At 65.3% G+C, this 24,380-nt stretch carries 28 protein-coding genes and 1 riboswitch; of the genes, 16 read left to right on the forward strand and 12 right to left on the reverse strand.

Annotation, left to right across the window (positions count from 1 at the left end):
• Positions 1-68: 68 nt before the first annotated feature.
• The 3 genes from ACFPK0_RS10900 to ACFPK0_RS10910 form a co-directional block, all read right to left on the reverse strand.
• Entirely contained in the window at positions 69-1,433 is a 1,365-nt protein-coding gene (locus ACFPK0_RS10900) for an SRPBCC family protein (RefSeq protein ID WP_056077680.1), read from the reverse strand.
• A gap of 247 nt (positions 1,434-1,680) precedes the next feature.
• A complete protein-coding gene (locus ACFPK0_RS10905; RefSeq protein ID WP_007079885.1) occupies positions 1,681-2,322 on the reverse strand; it encodes a response regulator in 642 nt (213 codons plus the stop codon).
• Positions 2,323-2,462: 140 nt separating this feature from the next.
• Complete coding sequence (locus ACFPK0_RS10910; RefSeq protein WP_056080736.1) at positions 2,463-3,689, reverse strand: sensor histidine kinase; 1,227 nt, start codon at positions 3,687-3,689, stop codon at positions 2,463-2,465.
• Between the two features lie 189 nt (positions 3,690-3,878).
• Here ACFPK0_RS10910 and ACFPK0_RS10915 point away from each other — a divergent pair, with 189 nt between their 5' ends.
• The 5 genes from ACFPK0_RS10915 (at position 3,879) to ACFPK0_RS10935 (ending at position 6,955) form a co-directional block, all read left to right on the forward strand.
• Complete coding sequence (locus tag ACFPK0_RS10915; protein WP_056077679.1) at positions 3,879-4,499, forward strand: GNAT family N-acetyltransferase; 621 nt, start codon at positions 3,879-3,881, stop codon at positions 4,497-4,499.
• Positions 4,496-5,254, forward strand: coding sequence for a septum site-determining protein MinC (gene minC, locus ACFPK0_RS10920; RefSeq protein ID WP_056077676.1), 759 nt, complete (start codon positions 4,496-4,498; stop codon positions 5,252-5,254). Before ACFPK0_RS10915 ends, minC begins: the two co-directional genes overlap by 4 nt.
• A 34-nt stretch (positions 5,255-5,288) precedes the next feature.
• Positions 5,289-6,104: a septum site-determining protein MinD gene (gene minD / locus ACFPK0_RS10925; RefSeq protein ID WP_056077673.1), complete on the forward strand. Its 816-nt coding sequence runs from the start codon at positions 5,289-5,291 to the stop codon at positions 6,102-6,104.
• 5 nt (positions 6,105-6,109) lie between these two features.
• On the forward strand, positions 6,110-6,400 hold the full coding sequence (gene minE, locus ACFPK0_RS10930) for a cell division topological specificity factor MinE (protein ID WP_377340735.1): 291 nt from the start codon (positions 6,110-6,112) through the stop codon (positions 6,398-6,400).
• A gap of 66 nt (positions 6,401-6,466) precedes the next feature.
• Positions 6,467-6,955 (forward strand): hypothetical protein, encoded by a 489-nt coding sequence (locus ACFPK0_RS10935; protein WP_377340737.1) that lies wholly within the window; start codon positions 6,467-6,469, stop codon positions 6,953-6,955.
• A 34-nt stretch (positions 6,956-6,989) separates the two neighbouring features.
• Here the strand turns inward: ACFPK0_RS10935 and chaB are convergent, their stop codons facing one another.
• The 3 genes from chaB to ACFPK0_RS10950 all read right to left on the reverse strand — a co-directional run bounded on the left by chaB (position 6,990) and on the right by ACFPK0_RS10950 (position 9,113).
• Positions 6,990-7,217, reverse strand: a complete 228-nt coding sequence (gene chaB / locus ACFPK0_RS10940) for a putative cation transport regulator ChaB (RefSeq protein ID WP_007079892.1) — start codon at positions 7,215-7,217, stop codon at positions 6,990-6,992.
• 120 nt (positions 7,218-7,337) lie between these two features.
• Positions 7,338-7,799 carry a carboxymuconolactone decarboxylase family protein gene (locus ACFPK0_RS10945; protein WP_377340740.1) on the reverse strand — a complete coding sequence of 154 codons (462 nt, stop codon included), beginning with the start codon at positions 7,797-7,799 and terminating at the stop codon, positions 7,338-7,340.
• A gap of 54 nt (positions 7,800-7,853) precedes the next feature.
• Entirely contained in the window at positions 7,854-9,113 is a 1,260-nt protein-coding gene (locus ACFPK0_RS10950; RefSeq protein WP_377340743.1) for a multidrug effflux MFS transporter, read from the reverse strand.
• A 120-nt stretch (positions 9,114-9,233) separates the two neighbouring features.
• Positions 9,234-9,332, forward strand: a riboswitch (Fluoride riboswitch).
• A 70-nt stretch (positions 9,333-9,402) separates the two neighbouring features.
• On the opposite strand from ACFPK0_RS10950, the gene crcB reads away from it, so the two are divergent.
• From crcB to ACFPK0_RS10985, 7 genes are all read left to right on the forward strand, one after another.
• Positions 9,403-9,789: a fluoride efflux transporter CrcB gene (gene crcB / locus ACFPK0_RS10955; RefSeq protein WP_056077662.1), complete on the forward strand. Its 387-nt coding sequence runs from the start codon at positions 9,403-9,405 to the stop codon at positions 9,787-9,789.
• A gap of 13 nt (positions 9,790-9,802) precedes the next feature.
• On the forward strand, positions 9,803-10,156 hold the full coding sequence (locus ACFPK0_RS10960; protein ID WP_056077659.1) for a DUF190 domain-containing protein: 354 nt from the start codon (positions 9,803-9,805) through the stop codon (positions 10,154-10,156).
• An 88-nt stretch (positions 10,157-10,244) separates the two neighbouring features.
• Positions 10,245-11,363 carry a cyclopropane fatty acyl phospholipid synthase gene (cfa, locus tag ACFPK0_RS10965; RefSeq protein ID WP_377340747.1) on the forward strand — a complete coding sequence of 373 codons (1,119 nt, stop codon included), beginning with the start codon at positions 10,245-10,247 and terminating at the stop codon, positions 11,361-11,363.
• Positions 11,364-11,412: 49 nt separating this feature from the next.
• Positions 11,413-12,285, forward strand: coding sequence for a TraB/GumN family protein (locus ACFPK0_RS10970; protein WP_377340749.1), 873 nt, complete (start codon positions 11,413-11,415; stop codon positions 12,283-12,285).
• Between the two features lie 142 nt (positions 12,286-12,427).
• Entirely contained in the window at positions 12,428-14,668 is a 2,241-nt protein-coding gene (parC, locus tag ACFPK0_RS10975) for a DNA topoisomerase IV subunit A (RefSeq protein WP_377340752.1), read from the forward strand.
• A gap of 201 nt (positions 14,669-14,869) precedes the next feature.
• A complete protein-coding gene (locus ACFPK0_RS10980; protein WP_377340757.1) occupies positions 14,870-15,319 on the forward strand; it encodes a hypothetical protein in 450 nt (149 codons plus the stop codon).
• Between the two features lie 165 nt (positions 15,320-15,484).
• Positions 15,485-16,297 (forward strand): hypothetical protein, encoded by an 813-nt coding sequence (locus ACFPK0_RS10985; RefSeq protein ID WP_377340760.1) that lies wholly within the window; start codon positions 15,485-15,487, stop codon positions 16,295-16,297.
• Between the two features lie 54 nt (positions 16,298-16,351).
• Here ACFPK0_RS10985 and ACFPK0_RS10990 read toward each other — a convergent pair whose 3' ends face one another.
• The 4 genes from ACFPK0_RS10990 to ACFPK0_RS11005 all read right to left on the reverse strand — a co-directional run bounded on the left by ACFPK0_RS10990 (position 16,352) and on the right by ACFPK0_RS11005 (position 20,458).
• Positions 16,352-18,292, reverse strand: a complete 1,941-nt coding sequence (locus ACFPK0_RS10990; RefSeq protein WP_377340762.1) for an FTR1 family protein — start codon at positions 18,290-18,292, stop codon at positions 16,352-16,354.
• 301 nt (positions 18,293-18,593) lie between these two features.
• Positions 18,594-18,887, reverse strand: coding sequence for a DUF1330 domain-containing protein (locus tag ACFPK0_RS10995; RefSeq protein ID WP_056077638.1), 294 nt, complete (start codon positions 18,885-18,887; stop codon positions 18,594-18,596).
• Positions 18,888-19,155: 268 nt separating this feature from the next.
• Positions 19,156-19,968: an alpha/beta fold hydrolase gene (locus ACFPK0_RS11000; RefSeq protein WP_082520077.1), complete on the reverse strand. Its 813-nt coding sequence runs from the start codon at positions 19,966-19,968 to the stop codon at positions 19,156-19,158.
• Between the two features lie 61 nt (positions 19,969-20,029).
• The gene (locus tag ACFPK0_RS11005; protein WP_377340766.1) at positions 20,030-20,458 is read right to left on the reverse strand and encodes an organic hydroperoxide resistance protein; all 429 of its coding nucleotides are present in this window, start codon (positions 20,456-20,458) and stop codon (positions 20,030-20,032) included.
• A gap of 119 nt (positions 20,459-20,577) precedes the next feature.
• On the opposite strand from ACFPK0_RS11005, the gene ACFPK0_RS11010 reads away from it, so the two are divergent.
• The gene (locus ACFPK0_RS11010) at positions 20,578-21,417 is read left to right on the forward strand and encodes an AraC family transcriptional regulator (protein ID WP_377340768.1); all 840 of its coding nucleotides are present in this window, start codon (positions 20,578-20,580) and stop codon (positions 21,415-21,417) included.
• A 149-nt stretch (positions 21,418-21,566) separates the two neighbouring features.
• On the opposite strand, the gene ACFPK0_RS11015 is transcribed toward ACFPK0_RS11010, so the two are convergent.
• Positions 21,567-22,544: an alpha/beta fold hydrolase gene (locus ACFPK0_RS11015; RefSeq protein ID WP_377340771.1), complete on the reverse strand. Its 978-nt coding sequence runs from the start codon at positions 22,542-22,544 to the stop codon at positions 21,567-21,569.
• Positions 22,545-22,744: 200 nt separating this feature from the next.
• On the reverse strand, positions 22,745-23,014 hold the full coding sequence (locus tag ACFPK0_RS11020; RefSeq protein ID WP_377340773.1) for a helix-turn-helix domain-containing transcriptional regulator: 270 nt from the start codon (positions 23,012-23,014) through the stop codon (positions 22,745-22,747).
• Between the two features lie 242 nt (positions 23,015-23,256).
• Between ACFPK0_RS11020 and ACFPK0_RS11025 the strand changes: the two genes are divergently transcribed.
• The 3 genes from ACFPK0_RS11025 to ACFPK0_RS11035 are packed head-to-tail and all read left to right on the forward strand — an operon-like array spanning position 23,257 to position 24,347.
• Positions 23,257-23,526 (forward strand): hypothetical protein, encoded by a 270-nt coding sequence (locus tag ACFPK0_RS11025; protein ID WP_377340775.1) that lies wholly within the window; start codon positions 23,257-23,259, stop codon positions 23,524-23,526.
• A 24-nt stretch (positions 23,527-23,550) separates the two neighbouring features.
• Positions 23,551-23,994: a hypothetical protein gene (locus ACFPK0_RS11030; protein WP_377340777.1), complete on the forward strand. Its 444-nt coding sequence runs from the start codon at positions 23,551-23,553 to the stop codon at positions 23,992-23,994.
• Positions 23,991-24,347 (forward strand): hypothetical protein, encoded by a 357-nt coding sequence (locus tag ACFPK0_RS11035; protein WP_377340779.1) that lies wholly within the window; start codon positions 23,991-23,993, stop codon positions 24,345-24,347. Before ACFPK0_RS11030 ends, ACFPK0_RS11035 begins: the two co-directional genes overlap by 4 nt.
• Positions 24,348-24,380 lie beyond the last annotated feature (33 nt).

Below are 24,380 nucleotides of genomic sequence, written 5' to 3' on the forward strand. Positions count from 1 at the left end.
GGCCAGCCGCCAAAAAAGAAGGGCTCCTCCGTCAGGAAGAGCCCTTCTTTGCGTGTTGCGGTTGCTGCTTACTCGCCAGCGGGCGCTTCGCTGCTGCTGGCCGGCGCGACGCTGCTTGCGCTGGCCGGGGCTGCCGCCGAGCCGGCGCTGGCCGGAGCCTCTTCCTCAAGCGACGGCGGCTTGATGCCGGCAGCCTGCTCCGGAGTCTGGTCCGGCGCGTTGCTCAGCGGCAGGTAGATCTCGAACTGCGAGTAGGTCTCGACGTTGTCGCCGATCTTGGTCTGGATGTTGTACGGGCGGTTGACCACGTCATCGAACGCGTAGCCATGCGTCTGCGCATAGGCCTTCAGCATGTCGCGGGTCTGCGGCACGCCGGCGAAGGTACCGTTCCACACGCCCTTCAGGGCCGGGCCACCAAAGGCCAGCGTGGCGCGCACATTCCCGTCGACAACCAGGCGACCGAAGCGGTCACGGCTGTCCACGGCCAGCGGGACGCTGTCCGCATCGGCGGCGGCGCTGCTGGACTCGGCGGGTGCACCAGGGGCATTCAGTGCCGGCGGCGTGGGCGGCGTCAGCTGCTCGACCTGACCGTTGACGGTGAGGCTGCCGTTGTCGATCGGCATCGCCACGTCGAAGGTGTAGGTCTGGTCGCCGTAGTTGGTGGTGAACACGACCCGCGGGCCGGTGACGTTCACGCCCAGCTTCTTGGCGGTGGCCTGGATCTGTGCAACCGCCTTGCTGGTCGCCGCCTCGAAGCCTTCCAGGCCGTCCTTGCGGGCGATCGAGGTGGGCACCAGCAGCACCGGGGTCTGCTGCGTCTGCACGATGTACGGGATCAGGTCGGCGTAGTCGATGTTCGGCACCGTCGCCATCACGTTCTGCAGGTTGTTCAGCGTCACGTCCACGAAGGAGTCCGGATCGCCGTGGATGTACAGATTGGCGAAGCGGTTGACCAGGTTCCAGCCGTAGGCAACGTCATAGGACCAGGTCACTTCGGTCAGCTGACCGCGGCTGCCCTGGCGCTCCAGGTCCAGCGTGAAGTGCTTGTCCTGCCCGCGCCAGCTGTTGTCCAGGTTCCAGACGATGCTGGCGGTCTTGGTGGTGCTGGTGATCTGGTCGAACGACGGGGTGGCGCTGGCGATGGTCAGCTTGCCGTTGCCGACCTTCTCGTTGTCGCTGCTCCAGCTCAACTCGGCACCAGGGCCGTAGGCATTGCCCGAGAAGCTGAACTTCGTGTTGCGATCGTACGAGCGCAGCACCGAGTACTCGGGCACGCGGCGAAGATTGTCGAGCACGTCATAGACCTGCCGCATGTCCTTGCCGATTACCAGCGACCGCTCCACGTGACCGTGGCCCGGCATGACCACACCCGCCACCACGCCGACCACGGCGACGATGATCAGGGCAACAAAAAATTCAAGGACACGCATCATTCCAAGGGTCTCCGAACGTCTCTACGCAGTACCAGGATGGCAGTACCAGGATGGTCTCCCCAACCGCGTGGCGCGGTGCCTCCCATGGGTTGCTGCAGGGATGCAAAAGGGGGGTCGGCAATTGCCGAAGCTACGGATGTTACTTGCTCGCGAGCTGGAACGCTATTGCCGGGAACATCCGTATGGATGGCTACGTGAAACGGCCGCGCGGCGCCATTCCGGCAGCCGTGGCGAGCCGCGTTCCGGCTCAGACGATGCCCAGCTCCAGCGCCTTCAATACGGCACGGGTGCGGTCGCGGACGCCCAGCTTGGAGAGGATGTTGGATACGTGGTTCTTCACCGTGCCCTCGGCCACTTTCAGTGAATTGGCGATTTCCTTGTTGCTGTAGCCGCCGGAAAGCAGCCGCAGGATCTCGGTTTCGCGCTCGGTCAGCGGGTCGGGCTGCTCCAGGCTGGTGAACTGGTTCTGCATGCGCGCCACCCCGGCCATCAGGCGCTGGGTGACCATCGGCGCCACCAGCGAGCCGCCGCCGGCCACCACCCGCACCGCCTCGACCAGTTGCTCCAGCGACACATCCTTCAGCAGATAGCCGCGCGCACCGGCCTTCAGCCCCTGCAGCACCAGCTGGTCGTCGTCGAAGGTGGTAAGGATGATGGTGGGCGGTAGTTCATCGCGGGACGCCAGCGTCTGCAGCACTTCCAGCCCGCTCATGTTGGGCATGCGCAGGTCCAGCAGCACCACGTCGGGCTTGATGCGCGGAATTTCGCGTATCGCCTGGGCGCCGTCGGCGCATTCGGCCACGACGCGGATGTCAGCAGCGAGATCCAGCAGCGAACGTACGCCCTGGCGCACCAGATTCTGGTCGTCGACGAGACAAACGGAAATCATCGCGCATCCTCAAGCAGTAAGGCCCATGGGGCGGTATCGGCACGACGCATCGCCCCCGTCAGCAGTGCATTCTTGCATGTCTGCGCGGGCCACGGAAAACCCGCGGCGCTGGCCACAATCCCCATCGCCGGCATCGGCGCTCAGGGCATTCGCAGCGCCGGCGGGTCGAATCGCGTGGGCGCATGCGCCAGCGCCGGGTGCTCCCCCAGCGGCAATCGCACCGACAGCGCAAAACCCCGGCTGACGTCGGCATGCAGCGTGACGGTACCGCCAAATTCGGCCAGCCGCTCGCGCATGCCCGACAGCCCGTTGCCTGGCTTGACCTGGGCCGCGCCACGGCCGTCGTCGCGCGCCTCCAGGCCGACCTCGCTGGCTTCGGCGTAGGCGAAATCCAGCCACAGGTTGCGCGCACCGGCATGCCGGGCGGTGTTGGTGATGATCTCCTGCGCGCAACGCAACAGAACGTGTGCCCGCCGCGGATCTTCCACCGTGAAGCGTGGCGGCATCTCCACGTGGATCTTCAGCCCCGGCACACCGTCGGTCAGCGTGCGCAGCGCGCGGGTGAGGTCGATCGCATCGTCCTGGCGCAGCTCGCTCACCGCCTCGCGCACGTCGGAAAGGAGATGCCGCGCCGTGCTCTGCGCCTTGCGCACGTGGGCGCCCGCCGCCTCGTTGGTGAGGTGGCTGGCCACTTCGAGGTTGAGGCTCAGCGCGGTGAGGTGGTGGCCGATCACGTCGTGCAGATCGCGCGCAATGCGCATGCGCTCGGCGATGCGGCTGGACTCGGCCAGCAAGGCCCGCGTGGCGCGCAGTTCCGAGTTGAGGCGGCGCTGCACCTCGCGTTCCTCCGCCTGCTGGCTGGCGATCGCGGAGGTGGTGAATACCAGCACGGAAATACCCAGGTAGACACTAGCCTGCACGAAACCGATCGTGATGCTGTGGTCGTACTCCGGGAACGTGGCGAACACCGCCACCAGGCTCAGATGCTGCAGCACCAGCCACAAGCCGCCCATCCAGAATGGCAGCAGCCAGGGCAGGACCACCGACGCCACCACCATCAACATGGCCGACAGGCCGCTGTGGCTGTACCAGCCCACCGCCACCGCCGCCGCCGTCATCAGCGCCAGCCCCAGCAACTTCAGCGCGGGGTAGCGGCGCGAGCCCAGGTTGCTGGTCAGCAACCAGTACATCAGCCCGAACACCAGGTAGCACAGCGTCCACAGCAACAGCGAGAAACTCGGCCGCTGCAACTGGTTCAGGCGCTCGGCCGCCCAGGTGGTGACCAGCGGCGTCCCGGCCGACAAATAGGTAAAGAACCCCGCGTAACGGAGCAGCAGGCGGATATGGTTGAAGAATGGCCATCGCATGGCGCGCATCATTGGCCGTGCGGGCGCCCAGCGCAATCCACGATAGTCGGTAGAAGCGTGCCGGCCATCGACTTTACAAAGGTTTTACATGGGCTTTCGCCGGTGTACGGGGCATGGCCGCATGGCATAATGGCGACTTTGCGAGGCCGTGCGTTGGCCTTTCCCCGATTCCATCAAGCGGAGCAACGAATGGTTCTTGCCATCCGCGACGTGCGCGAGCACGACCTGGATGCGGTGCTGGCGCTCAACAACGCCGCCGGCCGCTCCATCCTGGCACTCGACTCCGCGCGGTTGCGCTATTTCTACGAGCACGCGGAATACTTCCGCGTGGCCGAGGTCGACGGTCACCTGGCCGGCTTCCTGATCGCCCTTCGCGATGGCGGCGAGTACGACAGCCCCAACTACCGCTGGTTCGGCGAGCATTACCCGCAGTTCATGTATATCGATCGCATCGTGATCGCCAACGCCTACCATCGCCACGGCCTGGGCCGCGTGCTGTATTGCGACGTGCACAGCTACGCCGAAGTGCGCGTGCCGCTGCTCACCTGCGAAGTGCTGCTTGAACCACGCGACGACGTGGTCGTGCTTTTCCACGGCACCTATGGCTTCCAGGAAGTCGGCCAGCAACGCATGGGCAAGGATGGCCCGCAGGTCAGCCTGCTCGCGCTCGACCTGCCCAGTTACGCCTACGTGCGCGAAACCTGGCTCGACAAGGGCGGCCTGCCCGACGTGCCCTGGTTGAGCGAGCGCACCGTGCCGGCATTGGCAGCCACCCCTGCGCGCACATCGGCGGGAAAACAACATTCATGAACGCAAAAACCGAATCAACCGACGCCTGCGACCTGCGCTTCGGCCAGGTAGGCATCGCCTGCGTGCGCGTGCGCCGGGTCGATGCGGCCGCACTGTGCGAGGAGCTTGAGCGCCGCGTGCGCGCCGCGCCGCAGATGTTCTCCCGCGCCGCCGTGGTGCTGGACCTCAGCCACCTGCTGCACCTGCCGGATGACGGCACGGTCGACGCGCTGCTCGAAGCGGTGCGCAGCGCCGGCATGCTGCCGGTGGGGCTGGCCTACGGCACCAGCGAAACCGAGGCTTTGGCCAGCCGCATGGGCCTGCCGCTGATCGCCAAGTTCCGCGCCGCCTATGAGCCGGCCGCGGCCACGCCGGCGGCCGAGACCCGTGCGCCGGAACCCGTGGCGCGGCCGGAGCCGATCTTGGCGCCGCCCGAAGCGGGCCACCCGCTGGGCGCGCAACACCACGACGGCTCGGTGCGCTCCGGCCAGCAGATCTACGCCCGCGACCGCGATCTGATCGTCACCGGTGCGATCGCCAACGGTGCCGAAGTGATCGCCGATGGCAATATCCACATCTACGGTGGCCTGCGCGGACGCGCCATGGCCGGTGCGCAGGGCGACGAGAAAGCGCGCATCTACGTCTCCGATTTCCGGGCGGAACTGGTGGCCATCGCGGGCCAGTACCGCGTGTTCGAACAAATTCCCGACGACCTCGAGGGCCGGTCCGTGCAATGCTGGCTCGAGGGCGAAAAACTGTTGATCGCAAAACTGTGATCAGCTGCAACAACAACCTTGCGGAGATGGGCTCTTGACTGCTGAGATTATCGTTGTCACTTCCGGCAAGGGCGGCGTCGGCAAGACGACCACCAGCGCCTCGCTCGCCACCGGCCTGGCCATGGCCGGCAAGAAAGTCGCCGTGATCGACTTCGACGTCGGCCTGCGCAACCTCGACCTGATCATGGGCTGCGAGCGACGCGTCGTGTATGACTTCGTCAACGTGGTGCACGGCGAAGCCACCCTGAAACAGTCGCTGATCAAGGACAAGCGCTACGAGAACCTGTACGTGCTGGCCGCCAGCCAGACGCGTGACAAGGATGCGCTGACCCAGGAAGGCGTCGAGAAAGTGCTCGACAGCCTGTCCGAGGACGGCTTCGACTACGTCATCTGCGACTCGCCCGCGGGCATCGAGAAAGGCGCCCACCTGGCCATGTACTTCGCCGACAAGGCCGTCGTGGTGGTGAACCCGGAAGTGTCGTCGGTGCGCGATTCCGACCGCATCCTGGGCCTGCTGGCCAGCAAGACGAGGCGCGCCGAGCGCGGCGAAGGCCAGGTCACCCAGCACCTGCTGCTGACGCGCTACAACCCCGCGCGCGTGGCGATCGGCGAAATGCTCAGCGTCACCGACGTGGAGGACATCCTGGGCATCAAGGTGGTCGGCGTGATCCCGGAATCGGAGAACGTGCTCACCGCGTCCAACAACGGCATCCCGGTGATCGTCGACACGGCCTCCCCGGCTGGCCAGGCCTACAGCGACACGGTGGCCCGCATCCTCGGCGAAGAGCGTCCGCTCCGCTTCATCGATGTGCCCAAGAAGGGCTTTCTCCAGCGCGTGTTCGGAGGTTGATCACGATGGGTATTCTTGATTTCCTGAAGCGCCGGCCCGAGCCGACCGCCACCGTGGCCCGCGAGCGGCTGCGCATCATCGTGGCGCAGGAGCGCTCCTCCCGCGGCGCGCCCGACTACCTGCCGATGATGCGCAACGAATTGCTCGAAGTGATCAAGAAATACGTGCACGTCGACATCGAGGCGATCAACATCAACCTGGAGCGTGACAGCGGCCATGAGATCCTCGAGCTGTCGGTGACGCTGCCGGACGGCAAGAAAAAACCGGACGCCGGCGACGCCACCGCGGCCAACTGAGCGTTCCGGCAACCGAGGGCCGGCGCATCGGCCGGCCCTCTTCCGCCCTTCCGTCACCGCACCCGCATGTCATCTGAACACCCGCTTCCGGCCCCATCTCCCGACTCCGTATTGCGGCTGGCCCAACTCGGCTTCGACGCACCCGCCGCACTGCTTGCCCGCTACGGCCTGACACTGCAGCGCGTTGAATACGGCGCGCCCATTCCCGGCAGTTTCTGGGGCGACGAGGAGGCCGGCATCATCGGCTCGACCGTCTACGCCCGGCCGGACACACCCCTGCATTCGCTACTGCACGAGGCCTGCCACCTGATCGTGATGCCGCCAGACAGACGTCTGGACGTCCATACCAACGCCACCGATTCCATCGAGGAAGAGGACGCCACCTGCTACCTGCAGATCGTGCTGGCCGATGCCTTCCCCGGCGTGGGCCGCGAACGCCTGATGGCCGACATGGATGCGTGGGGCTATACGTTCCGGCTGGGTTCCACCCGGGCCTGGTTCGAGAACGACGCGGCCGAAGCGCGGGCGTTTCTCGTCGCGCGCGGATTGGTCTGACAATCGTCCGCCCGCCGCCCAGGCGCCACGCGACTTACTTGGCGTGCCACTTGTCGTCGTCGCCTTTCCTGTAATCCTTCTTCACGGCCGACCACGCCACCTTGTGCGCCGTCTCCTCGCGCGACGCATCGCCGCGGCGATCGTCCTTGTCGGCGTACTCGTCCCAGGCGCTGTTGAACGCCTCCTTGTAGATCTCCTGCGCATGCTTCGGCACGTTGTCGCGTACGGAATCAGGCAGGTCGCTAATGGATTTGTAAGGCATGACCGAACCTCCAGCAATGCAGTCGCGGCAGTCCGGAAACACCGGACCGATGGCGTCCGCAAAGTCTGGACCGGTCGCGGTCAAACAGCCGTCAAAAGGCCCGCCCCAACCGACCGAAGCTCACGCAACCGTTGTCGGCATATAACTGCCCACCTCGGTACGGCAGGCCTTCACCAACCGGTTCCAGCCGTTGATGGCGATGATCGCCAACGTCAATTCGACCGTCGCCTTTTCATCGAAGTGCTCGCGCACCTCGGCATACAGCTCATCGGGCAGGTCGCTGGTGGAAACCTGGGTCACCGCCTCGGCCCAGCTCAACGCGGCACGCTCGCGCGGCGAATAGAACGGCGCCTCGCGCCAGGCCGACAGCAGGTACAGCCGCTGCTCGGTTTCGCCGGCGGCGCGCGCCTCCTTGATGTGCATGTCCAGGCAATAGCCGCAGCCGTTGATCTGTGACACCCGCACCTTCACCAGCTCCAGCAGCGAACGCTCCAGTTCACTGCGATGCACAACGGCTTCCAGGCCACGCATCGCCTTGAATGCGTCGGGGACGGCGGTGCGGAAATCAATGCGTGCTTTCATGCGGCTCCTCGCGGCAACGAATGGAATGGAAAGGAATACGGCTGGACCGCGACGTCAGCGCGGCTCGGTGATCTGCGCCTGCAGTTCGACATCCCGCGCCAGACCCGGCGCCTTCGGCACGCGGCTGATCCGCCCGTACCAGTACCACGACAACACACCGATCAGGGTCAGGGTCGATGAGCCCAGCGACAGCGACAACATGGTCGACGACAGCAGCGGCGACAGCACGCCCGCGACCAGGCTGCTGAGCAGCAGGCTGGCAAACGCCTGCACGGAGGAAATGCCGCCACGCAGGTGGGGGAAGCGATCCAGCAGCAGCAAGGTGAGCGTGGGGAACGCCAACTGCACGCCCACGCCGTGCAGCACCAGCGGCAACATCGACCACGGCAGCCGTGGTTGCGGCAACGCCAGCGCCAGCGATACATGCAGCACACACGCCAACAGCATCACCGCATAACCCAGGTTGACCGTGAAACACACGCTGCGCCGATCGGCCAGTCGCCCGGAAAGCCAGGCGCCGCTGATCAGCCCGACCACCACCGGCACGAACAACCAGGGGAAATCCTGCGCCGACAGATGCAGCAGTTCCAGCACGATGCGCGGTGCCGAGGCGATGAACAGGAACAACCCCGCGAAGTTCACCGAGCTGGAAATCAGCAACGGCCAGAACGGCCGGTCACGACCGAACGACAGATAGCCGGCCAGCAGCGGACGCACCGCGAACGTGGTGCGCCGCGCAGGCGGGTGACTCTCCTCCAGCCAGATCGCGACGGCCGCCGACAACAGCAGCGTGAACAGCAGCAGAAACCAGAAGATGCCATGCCAGCCGCCCAGCGGCAGCAGCCACGCGCCCACCATCGGCGCGATCACCGGCGACACGCCGAAAATCATCATCACCTGCGACATCAACCGCTGCGCGGCCGGCCCTTCGAACGTATCGCGGATCACCGCGCGCCCCACCACCAGCCCCGCGCCGGCGCAGGCACCCTGCAGCGCGCGGCAGGCCAGCAGCATCGCGAACGAGGTGGATACCGCCGCCAGCACCGACGCCAACGCATACACCAGCATGCCGGCCACCATCACCGGCTTGCGCCCGATCGCGTCGGAGATCGCGCCGTGGAACAGGCTCATGGCCGCATAGGTCAGCAGGTAGACGCTGATCAGCTGCTGCAAGGCCGCGCTGTCCACCTGGAAATGGGCGCCGATCAGGGGGAAAGCGGGGAAGATCGCGTCGATCGAAAACGGGCCGATCATCGACAACGCCGCCAGCAACCAGGGAAGGCTACGGCGTGCCGCGCGCGGGGGTGGGTTCATCGGAGCGACAACGTCGGGCGGCAACAGGAAGTGCATTGTAGCGAGCGCGTGCCCGGCCTGCGCCATGCGACGGTGCGCCCCCGCCGCGCTTGCGTTTCTATCGCCCCGGCTCCTAGCATGGCCGCTCCGGGAGATGGCATGCCTCCCGTTCCCGCGACGCAAGATCAAGGGAACCAACCGCCCCGCATCACTGCAGGGGCTGATGATGCCTGCACCACCGGCTTCCGGCGGCGCAGGCGTGCCTGCCGCCGCGGTAGCCGGACACTTCCATTCGTCAGGAGACGCGCTCGTGGGTGTAACCGGATTCGTTGCAATTGGCCTCGGCGGCGCCATCGGCTGCTGGTCGCGCTGGTTGTTGGGCATCGCGCTCAACCCGCTGTTTCCCACCCTGCCGCTGGGCACGCTGGCGGCCAACCTCACCGGCGGCTTGCTGATGGGCTGCGTGATGGGCGTGTTCGACCATTTCCAGACGTTGTCGCCGGAGCTGCGGCTGTTCGTGTTTACCGGCTTCCTCGGCGGGCTGACCACGTTCTCCACCTTCTCGGCGGAATCGGCCACCTTGCTGCTGCGCCAGCAATACCTGTGGTTCAGCGGCCACGTGGCGGTGCACGTGGTCGGTTCGATCAGCATGACCGTCATCGGCATCGCCCTCACCCGCAGCCTGCTGCGCCATTGATCGGGGAACCGGCATGAACCAGGACAACCTGCAACAAGGCCTGCATCTGACGTTCTACTGCCACGTGCGCGCCCGCCACGAGGGCATGCTGGTATCGCAATGGCTGCTGGAGCAGGCACGCCGCGACGGCCTCGGTGGCGGCTCGGTGTTTCGCGCCACCGCCGGCTTCGGCCGCCACGGCGTGCTGCGCGAGGAGCAGTTCTTCGAGCTGGCCGACGACCTGCCGGTGAAGGTGGAATTCCTGCTGCGCGAGGACCAGGCCGACCTGCTGCTGGAGCGCGTACGCGCCGCCGGCATCGACACGGTGTATGCACGGACGCCGGCAAACTATGGCGTGCTCGGCAACGGGGCGGCGAAAGCCGGATGACTGCCGCGCGCATCGACGTTGCCGAACGCCGGGAGTCCACCATCCGGCGCTGACGGCTGTTTGTTCGTTCCACTCCGCGAGGAAAGGCATGAGCCAGGACACCTTGAAGGATCGCGCCAGCGAACTGCTGCAGGGCGCCGGCATCACCATCAACGGCGCCGCACCCACTGATCTCCAGGTACACGACGAGCGACTGTATTCGCGCGTGTTCGCCCACGGCTCACTGGGCCTGGGCGAAGCCTACATGGACGGCTGGTGGGACGCCGGCGACCTGCCTGGCATGTTCACCCGCATGCTGCTGTCCGGGCTCGACCAGAAACTGCACACCTTCGAGGCGGTGGTTGCCCACCTCAAGGCGCGCTTCATCAACCTGCAGCGCGGTGAGCACGCGTTCGAGATCGGCAAGGCGCACTACGACCTCGGCAACGACCTGTTCCAGGCCATGCTGGGCAAGCGGCTGGTGTATTCCTGCGGTTACTGGGCCGCCGCCGACAACCTCGACGATGCGCAGGCAGCCAAGCTCGACCTGGTCTGCCGCAAGCTGCAACTGCAACCGGGGCAACGCGTGCTGGACATCGGCTGCGGCTGGGGCGAGGCGCTGAAATACGCGGCGGAAAACTACGGCGTCAGCGGCGTGGGCATCACCGTGTCGCAGGAGCAGGCCGAGTTCGCCCGCGAACTGTGCGCCGGCCTGCCCATCGAGATCCGCCTGCAGGATTACCACGACATCGACGAGCCTTTCGATGCGGTGTATTCCATCGGCATGTTCGAGCACGTGGGCGGCAAGAACTACCGCGCGTATTTCGAAACCGTGGAGCGCTGCCTCAAGAGCGGCGGGCTGTCGCTGCTGCATTGCATCGGCACCAACAGCGCGCCCGCGCAGCCCGATCCGTGGATCGAGAAATACATCTTCCCCAACTCGATGATCCCCGCCGCCACCCAGGTGACCGCGGCCCTGCAAGGCCTGTTCGTGGTCGAGGACTGGCACAACTTCGGCCCCGACTACGACCGCACCCTGATGGCCTGGTACGCCAATGCCGAAGCGGCGTGGGACCATCTGCCGGCGCACTACGACGAACGCTTTCGCCGCATGTGGCGTTTCTACCTGGCCACCTCCGCCGCCGTGTTCCGCAGCCGCCGCGATCAGCTGTGGCAACTGACGCTCAGTGCGCGCGGCGTGCCCGGCGGCTACCGCGTGCCGCGCTGAGTCCGTCGCGTCATTGAGCCACCCGCCCGCACCCGTCACACTCGCGGGCATGAACAAACCACGCCTGCCCGCGCGCCTGCTGATCGCCCTTGTCCTGCTGCTTCCGGCGGCCGCCATCGCCAAACCGGCGCTGTGGGTAACGAAGGATGCCGACACCACGATCTACCTGTTCGGCACCGTGCACCTGCTGCCCAACGACGCCGACTGGCATGACGCGACGCTGGACCGCGCGGTGGCAGACAGCCAGGCGCTCTACATCGAGCTGACCGACGACGACCCAGGCAACATGATGGCGCTGGTGCTGCGCTACGGGCTGGATGCGGCACACCCGCTGTCCAGCCAGCTCGACGCCGACGAACAACAGCGCCTGCGTACGGCGGCGACCGAGGCCGGCGTGCCCGGCGGCATGCAGGCGCTGAACGTGATGCGCCCCTGGCTGGCCGCACTGACCCTCACGACCGCGCCGCTGCTGAAAGCCGGGCTCGACCCGGAGCACGGCGTGGACAAGCAGCTCAAGGCGCAGATGTCCGCCGCCGGCAAGCCCGTGTTTGGCCTGGAAACCGCCGAACAGCAGATGCACTTCCTGGCCGACATGCCGCAGGAAGTGCAGTTGGACTTCCTGCGCTCGGCCATGCGCGATGCCGACAAGGGACCCACCCAGCTGACCCGGCTGATCGACGCCTGGAAGAGCGGTGACGTCGCCACCATCGCCCGACTCGAAGACGAGGACATGCGCCAGACCGCGCCCGAGCTTTACCAACGGCTGCTGGTGCAACGCAATGAAGCCTGGGCAGCCAAGATCGCCGCCCTGCTGCAACAGCCCGGCACCGTCTTCATCGCTGTCGGCGCCGCGCATCTGGCCGAGCCGGACAGCGTGCAGGTGCAGTTGCAGAAGCTGGGTGTCGAAGCGCAGCGCCTGTAGGGGCGCACCCTGTGCGCGATGCTCTTCGTCACGCAACGGAAAGCATCGCGCACAGGGTGCGCTCCTACAAGAATCGGGCGCTTTCTGGCACCATCGACCGGTTAACCGCGCAGCCTGCGCGCCGACCGAATGATGTAACTGCATGATCCTGCAAGCCAATTACGAACAGATCCCGCTGAAGGAGTACGCCGAGCGGGCTTATCTCGACTATTCCATGTACGTGGTGCTCGATCGCGCCCTGCCCTTCGTGGGCGACGGCCTGAAGCCGGTGCAGCGGCGCATCATCTACGCGATGAGCGAGCTGGGCCTGGCGGCCACCGCCAAGCCGAAGAAATCCGCCCGCACCATCGGCGACGTGATCGGCAAGTTCCATCCGCACGGCGACAGCTCCTGCTACGAAGCGATGGTGCTGATGGCGCAGCCGTTCTCGTACCGCTACCCGCTGGTCGACGGCCAGGGCAACTTCGGCTCGCCGGACGACCCGAAAAGCTTCGCGGCGATGCGCTACACCGAGAGCAAGCTCAGCCCGATCGCCGAAGCGCTGCTGGGTGAGCTGGCGCACGGCACGGTGGACTGGGTGCCGAATTTCGACGGCACGCTGGAGGAGCCGAGCTGGCTGCCCGCACGCGTGCCGCATGTGCTGCTCAACGGCTCGATGGGCATCGCCGTGGGCATGGCCACCGACATCCCGCCGCATAACCTGCGCGAAGTGGTCAGCGCCTGCATCCGCCTGCTGGACGACCCGGACGCCACCGTGGCCGACCTGTTCGAACACGTGCGCGGGCCCGATTACCCCACCGAGGCGGAGATCATCACCCCGCGCGGCGACCTGCTGGCGATGTACGAGAACGGCACCGGCTCGGTGCGCGCCCGCGCGGTGTATCAGCGCGAGGAAGGCAACATCGTGATCACCGCGCTGCCGCACCAGGTCAGCCCGTCGAAGATCCTGGAGCAGATCGCGTCGCAGATGCGCGCCAAGAAACTGCCGATGATCGAGGACCTGCGCGACGAGTCCGACCACGAGAATCCCATCCGCCTGGTGATCGTGCCGCGCTCCAACCGCGTCGATGCCGACGAGATGATGCAGCACCTGTTCGCCACCACCGATCTGGAAAAAAGCTTCCGCATCAACCTCAACATGATCGGCCTGGACGGGCGCCCGCAGGTGAAGAACCTCAAGCGCATCCTCACCGAATGGCTGAGCTTCCGCACCAACACCGTCACCCGCCGGTTGCAGAACCGGCTGGCCAAGGTGGAGCGCCGGCTGCACCTGCTCGAAGCGCTGCGCATCGCCTACCTCAACCTGGACGAAGTGATCCGCATCGTGCGCACCGAGGACGAGCCGCGGCCCGTGCTGATCGCCCGCTTCAAGCTCAGCGACGAGCAGGCCGACTACATCCTCGAAACGCGGCTGCGCCAGTTGGCGCGATTGGAGGAGATGAAGATCTCCGCCGAGGCCGACCAACTGGAAGAGGAGCGTGCGCGCATCAACGTGCTGCTGAAATCGCCGGCCAAGCTGAAGGGTTTGATCAAGGACGAGCTGCGCGCCGACGCTGCCAAGTTCGGCGACGACCGCCGCTCGCCGCTGGTCGAGCGCGACGTGGCGCATGCGCTGGATGAAAGCGCGCTGGTGGCCAGCGAACCGGTCACCGTGGTACTGAGCCAGAAGGGCTGGGCACGCGCCGCGAAAGGTCACGATGTCGACGCCGAAGGCCTGAACTACCGCGAAGGCGACGGCCTGCTGGCCGCGGTGAAAGCCCGCACCACGCAGCAGGTGGCGTTCATCGACTCCACCGGCCGCGCCTATTCCACGCCTGCACATACCTTGCCCTCGGCGCGCGGCAACGGCGAGCCGCTCACCGGCCGTTTCAGCCCCGCGGCCGGCGCCAGCTTCGACGCCATGATCGCCGGCGACAACGCCACCCGGCTGATCCTGGCCACCGATTTCGGCTACGGCTTCGTCACCCGCTTCGAGACCCTCACCAGCCGCAACAAAGCCGGCAAGCAGATCATCAGCCTCAGCGACAAGGCGAAAGTGCTGGCGCCGCAGATCAGCGCCGACCCCGCCCGCGACCGCATCGTGGTGGTCACCACCGAAGGCCATCTGCTGATGTTCTCGGTGGCCGAGTTGCCCGAGCTGGACAAGGGCAAGGGCAACAAGCTGATCGAGATCCCCAAGGCGAAACTGGTCGCCGGCGACGAACGCGTGGCCGGCATCGCCGTGGTCGGCGAAAGCAAGGGCGAAGTCACCCTGTACGCCGGCCAGCGCAAACTCACCCTGCGCTGGGCCGACCTGGTGGAATACGGCGGCACCCGCGCCAGCCGCGGCGGCTTGCTGCCGCGCGGCCTGCGCCGCGTGGAGCGCATCGAAACCACCGGCTAAGGCAACTCCAACTGTAGGAGCGACTTCAGTCGCGACGCTTTTGCTTTTGCGATTCAATGCAAAAACGTCGCGACTGAAGTCGCTCCTACAAAGTCGACACCGACGGCCCCGCAGGAACTTGTCGCCCCTGCGCCTTTCCAACCCGGATGTACACGCCAACCGCACCTCGCGCGTTGGTGCTGGTATCAACCCGGAGTACGCATGAACATCAAACGGCTTCTCGTCGCCGCCGCCGCCAGCCTGCTGGCCACCACGGCGTGGGCGCAGACCACCGGCAAGCCGCTGAACCTGAAGCTGCCGCCCAGCGACCTGCCCGCCGCCAGCACCACCGCCCCGAAACCGGCTACCCCGAAAACGGCAGGCGATGCACCGGGCGTGTATTACGGCGATACCAGCGGCCGCATGGGCAATACCGAGCCCGTCGCCGAAGCACCCGATTGCGACGACTCCACCTACAACAAGCCGCAAGTCCACGGCAGCGTCGGCACCGGCATCGTCACCGGCAGCCACATGGGCACCGGCAACTGGAATGCGGGCCAGGTGAACGTCAGCCAGGCGTTCGGCAGCTGCGACGAACCTTCCGGCGGCATCAGCATTTCGGTCGGCGGCAGCCGCGGCCATTTCCCCGACTACAACCGCCGGGGGCGCTGAGGCAAGCCTGAATCCGGGTAGGGACTGCGGTGAAAGCCGACCCGGCCCGCTTCCGCCCCACGGCTTGCGTTCGTGACATCTGTCACGGCAGACACCTGTAAGCGACACTGGCTAGCGGCGGGAATACGCGTGATCCTCTGGATCTGATCCAAGGGGAGTTACGCGATGACAACGAACGACGCGCACGCACGTCCATCGGTGGACGCATGGACGCTGGTGGGCCTGGCATTGTTGCTGTTGCCCCTGCTCACGATGGCGCATGAGCTGCTCGGCCACGCCGTTACCTGCGTCGCCACCGGGCACCAGCCCAGCGAACTGGGCGCCTACTACATCGAATGCCCCGGCACGCAGGGATGGGATCACCGCCTCGTGGCGATGGCCGGTACCTGCGTGGATGTGGTGCTGGCAGCGCTGGCGTATCTGGCATGGCGCCGCTTGCGCGGGCCGTTGCCGCGCCTGGTGGCGTGGATCGTGTTCACGGTGAAAGGCATGGTGGCCGCCGGCTACTGGATGTTCTCCGGCGTCACCAACTTGGGTGACTGGGGACCGGACGTGGGTGGCGGGCTGGCGCCGTTGCCATGGCCGTGGCTGTGGCGGGTGGGGTTGTTCGTCGTTGGACTCGTGGTTTACATCCTGATCGTACGCGTCGCCATTCGCATGCTCGGGGTGATGCTCGGCGGTGGTGAACAGGCCGCTCGCACGAAACGCCGGATCGCGATGACGGTGTACGTGGTCGGCGGCGTGAGCGCGCTGCTGGTTGGCCTTTTCAACCCGCATGGCATGGTGATCACGCTGACGTCAGCGGTGGCGGCATCATTCGGCGGCACGGCAGGCCTGTTCAACGTCGCCTATTCCCACCGCCCCGACCTGCCCGCACAGGATTTCCACATGGGCCGCCACCCGGTGCTGGTGGTGCTTGGCGTCCTGGTGACAGCGGCGTTTGCCGTTGCGCTTGGGCCGACCATTTATTTGCATTGAGCGGCATGTGCGAAGCGATGGGCAGAAGGAAGCCAGGCCCGAAGGCGCTCGGTGTCACCGAGTTCCATCAGACGCCTTCAACGCACCTGCCGAGCGGTTGGACCAGACAAACCCGACAACCAGGACCAGCGCGATGCCGACCTGGGCGGCAATGCCTTCCATGGTGGGATAGATGCCCAGCAGCTCCACCCGCGGCCCGCCATTGATCCAGGTGATAGGCAGGTAGCCGGCCTCCTGCAGCGCGGAGACCGCCTTGCCCATCAGCACGACGGCCAGCACCGCCATCAGCACGGAGCTGTAGCGGAAGAACTGGCTGATGGGCAGGCGGCGGCTGTAACGCATCATCAACCAGCCGATCACCATCAGCACCAGGGACCCGGCCACGCCTCCGGCGATCACGCTGCTCTTGCTGCCCTGATTCCAGATGGCGACATAGAACAGGATGGTCTCGAAGACTTCGCGATACACGACGACGAAGATCAGGCCCAGCAGAAAAACCCCGGAGGTCTTGCTCAACGCGTGGCCAAGTTTGTCGCGCACATAGCGCTGCCAGTTCTCGGCGTGGCTCTTTCCATGCATCCAGATGCCGACCCAGATCAGCACGATCGCCGCCAGCAGCGAGCCAAAACCTTCGGTGAGCTCACGGCTTGCACCGCTGATGGAAACCACCCATGTGGCCAGTCCCCACGTCACGGCGCCGGCGCCCAGCGCGGACAGCCAGCCGCCATGCACCCATGGAAGCATTTCCCTGCGGCCCGCCTTGCGCAGCAGGGCAATGATCGCCACGACGATGAGCAATGCCTCCAACCCTTCGCGCAGCAGGATGGTGAAGGCGGCAGCAAAGCTGGCCACGGCGGATGTTTCGCCCTGCGCGAGCACCTGCCCCGCTTCAGCGTACAGATCGTCCAGACGATCGACCTGGGTCTGCAGGGTATCGGCATCGACGTTGGCGCCGATGCCCGCACGCACGCCTGCCATCGCTTCCTCGATCTTCGCCATCAACGGCGCATCGCGGGCGGCGAGCAGCGGTTCGACGGGTTCGAACCCATCCAGATACGCGGACAACGCCAGGTCCTTGGCCTGCTTCAGCTGGCCGCCGCGGTAAGCCACCATGGCCTGCCGAAGCAATTCATGCGACACCGCCAGGGCGGATTCCGCATCCCGCGTTCGCGTCGCCTCCGGATGCCGGCGCACGTAGGCCACGATCGCCGCCGCCTTCTGCGCGGACTGCAGCTCCGTGGCCAGCGTGGCGGGTGTCGTGTCGACGTAGCTCTTGAAATCGAGCCTTGCCCGCAACGCGTCATTTTTCTCCAGCAACTCGCGCCCTGCTTCGGCCTCGGATTCCGGGTAGGCCAAGGCGCCCACATAGGTCGCCAATGCCCAGCGATCCTCGGCCGGCAAGCTGGCAAAGCTGGGCATCGACGTACCCTGCAGGCCCTGGTCGATCACCTGGTAGAGCGCGAAGATGCTGCGCTCGTCGGCGCGGGCGCGGTCGGTGAAGTCGATCGGCGGCGGGTCCAGACCCGCGGCCGCCGGACCATTGCCGGCACCCGTGGCGCCGTGGCAACTCGCGCATTGCTGTGCGTACAACGTCTGGCCGCGTGCGTACTGCGGCGCGCTGGTCGGCATCAACGGAATGGGGTAAGCCTTGATCAGCAAGGCCGCCACGGCGCGGGCCCGGGTGGCGATCTCCTCCGGCGCGCTCTTGGCCCGGATGGCCTGCTGCAGTGCCACGGCGCCCTGGTTCAACGGAGCCGAGTCAGGCGTGGGCGGCAAGGCTTTGATCGCCGCCGCCGCCGTCGCCGAAAACTCCTGCATCTCCTGGTACTCGACCTGATTGACGACCGCGCCGTCCCGCACCGCCTCGCGGTAGTCCACCGCGATGTAGTCCAGCAGTCGCCAGGTGGTGGGAACCGAGTCCACCGCCGCATGAAGACGTGGGCAGAACAGAAGCGTGGCCAGCAGCAGCGCTGCGAACAGATGTCTTGGAGTCATGGCAGGCAAATGAGAACGAATCTCAATAGTCTACCGCACGCCATCCTGCGTGCAGGAGCCGGCACGGTCGGTGTTGATCCGACGCCCGGTCTTTATGGCAGCACGTAGCGAGTATCGCTCTCGTCCACTCGGAAACGAGCTCAGGGAAACAGAGGCCGGTTGAAGGGTTGAAATGGCGGACAGCGACCTTCGAGGCCAAACTTGCCAGTGGCCTCGCCACCTTCAATCGGATTCACCGGGTCAGGCTGGAAGCGAACCTGTCGCCGTTACCGGCCGCCCTGCCTTACGGGGCGCGAGTCTTTCACGCCGTGCCTTCAACAAGGATGGCCCGAAACGTGGCGCCGCCCTGCCGCACGGGGATCGCAGCCTGATACTCCGGACTGTCGTACCAACGTCTTGCCTCGTCCCAGCTCTCGAACTCCAACACCACCACACCATCCGCCTCCGGACCTTCCAGGACTTCCTGCCTCCCGTAGGCGACGTGGAAATTGACGTTTCGTCCAGCGAAAGTCGGTGGCACCAAAGCCGAGTAACGGGCGAGAGCGTCACCATCGACACTGCGCTCGCGGATAAACACGATGTACGCGGAAGCCATGCTGAGTTCCTTTTGTTGACGCGCCGGATGCGCGATCTGAGGCGCACATTGTGTTGATCCCGACTTTCCCGAAAAACCGTCAAATATCGGAAACACCTACTGACTTTTCATGAAAACAATGGGCTCCATGGCACCCCGATTTCGAGGAACCCAAGGGAACGTGGCCAATTGAACGGAGGCAAAAAAAGCGGCTCAGGTTCTATTTCCGTGTCGGCAAATGAACCCGAGCCCTTGCTTCCTGCTTCAAGCTGGCAATGAGCCTGGCCCGTTACTTCGCCAACGCCGCCTGCTCGATCAGCGCGGCCACTTCAGCCGGATGGGACACCATCACGACATGCGAAGCGCCCTTGATGACCACGGTCTTGCGCGAGTGGGCACGCGTGGCCATGAAGGCTTGCGCCGCGGGTGGAATGTTGAGGTCCGCGCTGCCGTAGACGAACCAGGACGGGATGGTTTTCCACGCGGCTGACGTGCTCGCCTCGTGCAGCGCGGCATCGGTGACGGGGCGCTGCCCGGCGGCCATCAACGCGGCCTGCGCGGCAGGGACGTCCGCGGCGAATTGGGCGTGGAACTTGTCCTGGTCGATATACAGATCCTTGCCGCCGTCAGCCAGTTCCACCGGCGGAGCCAGCGCGGGGCCCAGCGAACCACCCGGGAAACGCCCGGAAAGCTCGGCCGCGTTCTCGCCCACGTCCGGTGCAAACGCCGCCACGTAGACCAGCGCCTTGACGTTGTCCTGCCCCGTCGCCGCCTCGCTGATCACCGAGCCGCCGTAGGAATGGCCCACCAGCACCACCGGGCCATGAATGGATTTGACGACGCTGGTGACGGACGCGGCATCGCTCTTCACGCTGCGCAATTCATTGGCCGCAGCGATCACGGTGTAGCCCTTGTCGTGCAACTGCCCGATCACGCCGTTCCAGCTGGATGAATCGGCAAAGGCACCGTGCACGAGTACCACGGTCGGCCTGGGCGCCGGCGACTTTTGCGCCGACGCCACCAGCGGCATGGACAGCGCGAAGGCACCCAGTGCCAACCATCCGGCAAGCGTGGTGGCAAGACGTTTGTTCGAGGTTTTCATGATCTTCCTTTCGATGGAAATGGGAGGAGCGCCAGGCACGCCTGGCGCTGGAGTTGTGCCATCAGTCGGCGATGCGCAGCGTCACGTCGATGTTTCCCTGCGTCGCGTTGGAATACGGGCAGACCACGTGGGCCTGGTCGACCAGCGACTGCAAGGTGTCGCGATCGATGCCGGGGGCGGCGATGGTCAGTTCGGCCTCGATGCCGAAGCCGGTCGGGATCTGGCCGATGCCAACCTTGCCGGTGACGCTGGTGTCCGCCGGCAGCGCGACCTTCTGTTTGCCGGCGACGAACTTCAGCGCGCCGAGGAAGCAGGCGGAGTAGCCGGCGGCAAACAATTGCTCCGGATTGGTGCCGGGGCCGCCGGCGCCGCCCAGCTCGCGCGGAGTGGACAGCTGCACGTCCAGCACGTTGTCGGACGAGGTGGCGTGGCCTTCACGACCACCGGTGGCGGTGGCGGCAGCGATGTAGAGGATCTTCTGGATGGACATGGCGGTAGTTCCTGTTGAGTGGGGAGATCCGGGCGGTGTTGCTCGGTGGAGGTATCTTGCCCACCCACCCGGCACTACCGGTGATATAAAATCCTGAAAACTTGATCGAGAGTACGAACATGGCTGACCGACTGGCGGCGCTGATGGCGCATTTCCCGGTGAACGCGCAGGTGTTCAATACCGGTGCGCTGTGCGGCATCAACACGGTGGAAGGCGATGGCACGCACGGGCAGTTGCACCTGGTGCGCAGCGGCGCCGTCGAGGTGCGCTACGGCAAAGGAACACTGCACGTCGAGCGGCCGAGCCTGCTGCTGTTTCCGCGGCCGCTGACGCACCACTTCGTCACCGACCCGGAACGCGGCGCGGACATGGTCTGCGCGAACCTGTCGTTCGAAGGCGGCGCCGACAACCCGATCGCCTCGGCGCTGCCGGACGTTGTCTGCCTGCCGCTGGAAGACATCGCCGGCGCCGCACCGGTGCTGGCGCTGCTGTTCGAGGAAGCCTTCGAACAGCGATGCGGGCGCGTCGCGCTGATCGAGCGTTTGTTCGAAGTGGTAATGATCCAGGTCCTGCGCCAGCTGATGGAAAGCGGCGCCGTGCACGGCGGCCTGCTGTCCGGCCTGTCGCACCCGCGCCTGCGCAACGCGCTGGTCGCCATGCACGAAACGCCGGCGCAGGAGTGGACGCTGGACGAACTGGCGCGCGCCGCCGGCATGTCGCGCAGCGTGTTCGCCACCACGTTCCGCGAGACCGTCGGCACGACGCCGGGGCGCTACCTGCAAGGCTGGCGCGTGCGGCTGGCACAAAAGGCGCTGCGCCGCGGACGCCCCCTGAAGGTGATCGCTTCCGACGTGGGCTACGGCAGCGAGGCCGCCCTCTCCCGTGCGTTCAAGGCGCACTCCGGGCAATCACCGCGGGAATGGAAGGCGCTTGGGGAGAGCGAGGCGGCGAAGGCGTAGGTACGCAAGCGGCGAACCTGCTCGGACAAACTGGAAATAACCCGACTCCGTTTTGGCCCGCCCCGAACCGGGCTGCCGGTTTTCCCTTGCTTCTGAAACGAAAAAGCCGACCGTGGAAAGTCCACGGTCGGCGTGCCGAAGCGGTTCGCTCATTCCTCGAGAAAGGTCAGCAGGTCCTGGTTGAAGCGGTCCTTGTGCGTTTCGGTCAGGCCATGCGGCGCACCGGGATAGACGATCAGCCTGGCGTCCTTGATCTGCGCGGCGGCAGCTTTTCCGGAGATATCGAACGGCACGATCTGGTCGTCGTCGCCGTGGACCACCAGCGTCGGTACGTCGAACTTCTTCAGGTCCTCGCGGAAATCGGTCGCCGAGAACGCCGCGATGGAGTCATAGGTATTCTTGTGGCCGGCCTGCATGCCCTGCGCCCACCAGCTGTCGATCAAGCCCTGCGAGGCCTTGGCACCCGGACGGTTGAAACCGTAGAACGGGCCGGACGCGATATCCAGGTACAACTGCGACCGGTTGGCCAGCGAGCCGTTGCGCAGCGCATCGAAGGGCTCAACCGGCAGGCCTGCCGGATTGCTTTCGGTCTGCAGCATCATCGGCGTCACGGCGCTGACCAGTACGGCCTTGCGGATGCGATCGGTACCGTAGCGGCCGATGTAGCGGGCCACCTCACCGCCGCCGGTGGAGAAGCCGACCGCGGTGATGTCCTTGAGGTCGAGGGCTTCGATCACGGCCGCGAGATCATCGGCGTAATGGTCCATGTCGTTGCCGTCCCATGGCTGGCTGGAACGGCCATGGCCGCGGCGGTCGTGGGCGATCACCCTGTAGCCCTTGTCGGCCAGGAACAGCATCTGCGACTCCCAGCTGTCCGAGCTCAACGGCCATCCGTGACTGAGTGTGACCACCGGGCCATCCTTGGGGCCCCAATCCTTGTAGTACAGGCGCACGCCATCAGCGGTGACGATGTAGTTGCCGTCCACGGTGGCATCGGTGGTGCCCGGTTCGGACGGGGTGGACCGCCGCACGTCGAGCTCGTTGTCAGACGAGGTGGCACGATCGTCGCGCCCACCCGTGGCGGTGGCGGTGGCGGTGGCGGCATTGGGGACTTTCTGGATGGACATGGCGGTAGTTCCTGTTGAGCGGAGAATGCCGGGCGGTGTTGCTCGGTGGAGATATCTTGCGCGTCCCATCAGGACTTTCGGTGACATGAAGTCCTGCAAATTTGATCAGGAGTACGGCTTCGCCAACCGACTTGCGACGCTGGTGGCGCATATCCCGGTGACCGGAAAACATCGCCGGCGGCGCGCCGGAGTTGGCGCTGCTATTCGAGGAAACCTTCGAGCAGCCCTGCGGGTGCATCGCACTGGTCGTGCACCTGCAAGTTCCAGCACAGCACATCGAAGGTGGCGGCCGGATTGTCCATGCCCGGGTTGCCCGTGGCGGACAGCATGCGATGGAGGCTCTCGCTGGGGCGATCGATGGCCGAGGCCAGCCCTTCGAAGCCCACGGTGGCATTGACCAGGTCGCGCAGGACCACGCGGGCCATCGCCGGATCGCCATTGAGAAACAACGACCCGGCTTCGTCCAGCAAGGCCCGCGCAAACGCCGGCTCGGACCCGGGTTTCGGCGTGGTCTTTCTCTGTGGCAGGGTTAGAAGGTCAACTCTGCCTCGGTTTCACCTTTGACTTCCCCCGTCCCGGTTTCCACGGCGGTTTCCACGGGGCTCCACCCCGGCTTCGCGGGCTTGAAGGAGGCAACGTACCCGAAACGAACCTGTTGACTAATCCAATACGTACCTGTACATTTAATCCCACGCAAACGCAGAAGTGGGAAATGAACGCGACCCATCACTTTCAGGCACGAACCCAGCAGCGGGGGATTAGTCCCACTATGGTCGACCTCATCCTTGACCATGGAGCATCCAATGGCCGTGGCGACATGACTCTGCTCGGAAGGAAGGAAATCGATCAGGAGATCCAGAAGCGCAAGCAGGAGATACGCGAACTGGAAAAAATGCGCGCCAGTGGTGGGGCGGGCGTCGCCCATCGCGGTGAGACCCTCATCACTGCGTTCCATCGCCACAAGAAGTTCAAGCGGGACTGACTGCTCAATACGGAACACCAAGCCATGTCTTACGAAATCAATCACGAGAAGTTTGCAGACGGTCCGTCCTTGGTGGAGGTCTTTCAGTCCGCGAAGGAGACTCCGATGCCAAAGGTGAACGTCAAGATCCGTAAGTCGGACTTACGGATCCTGGACACCGTCTCGCGCCAGTCGGGCACCCCGCGCTCGCAGATTCTGAACTCGATGATCGAATCCGTGATCGGGACGATGCTTCAGGACCTTGCGAAAGAGGACAAGGACTGTGCTGCTTTGGTGGCCAAACATGCGGATGCGATCGCGGGCACCGACTACATGAGCAGAGGCAGCTGGTCCGACATGCTTTTCTATTCTTTAGGGGGCGACCTGAACAACTACTACAGTCAAGAACTGGACGAGAAGAAGCGCCTGGGAGGTCTCCGCGAAGAGTACCTAACTCTTGTGGAACGATTTTCGAGGGCCAACGTATGAACAAACATTCTTCCGAGCTATACGCGTCGCTCAGCGCATCAACCGTCGAGTCGAACAGCAAAGACTTCGAGACGCTGAGTCTACGGATCTCTCATAGGACCGCCGCTATGGTCCAAGCCCTCAGTGTCGCCTCTCAGCGACCCGTACTCACGTTGTTCACGAAGGGGTTATCTCAGCAGCTGGCGGAAAGCCTGCTCAGCAGCGCAGATAACGAATCGCTCATCTCCGAGGAAGCCAGTAATGGGGTTCAAGCAGGCTCTGCACTCGATTTTCTGGTAGGTGCTGGAGCGATCAAGAACGACAATGAAATGCTTCGGAGCGTTCGCGGTCCCTTCCAGAAAGCGGAAAAGTAAGCCCCCCGCTCGTTCGTCAGCCGAGCGCACCGG

This window comes from Rhodanobacter ginsenosidimutans (genome assembly GCF_042655685.1).
In the GTDB taxonomy this organism is placed as follows: Bacteria; Pseudomonadota; Gammaproteobacteria; order Xanthomonadales; family Rhodanobacteraceae; genus Rhodanobacter; species Rhodanobacter ginsenosidimutans.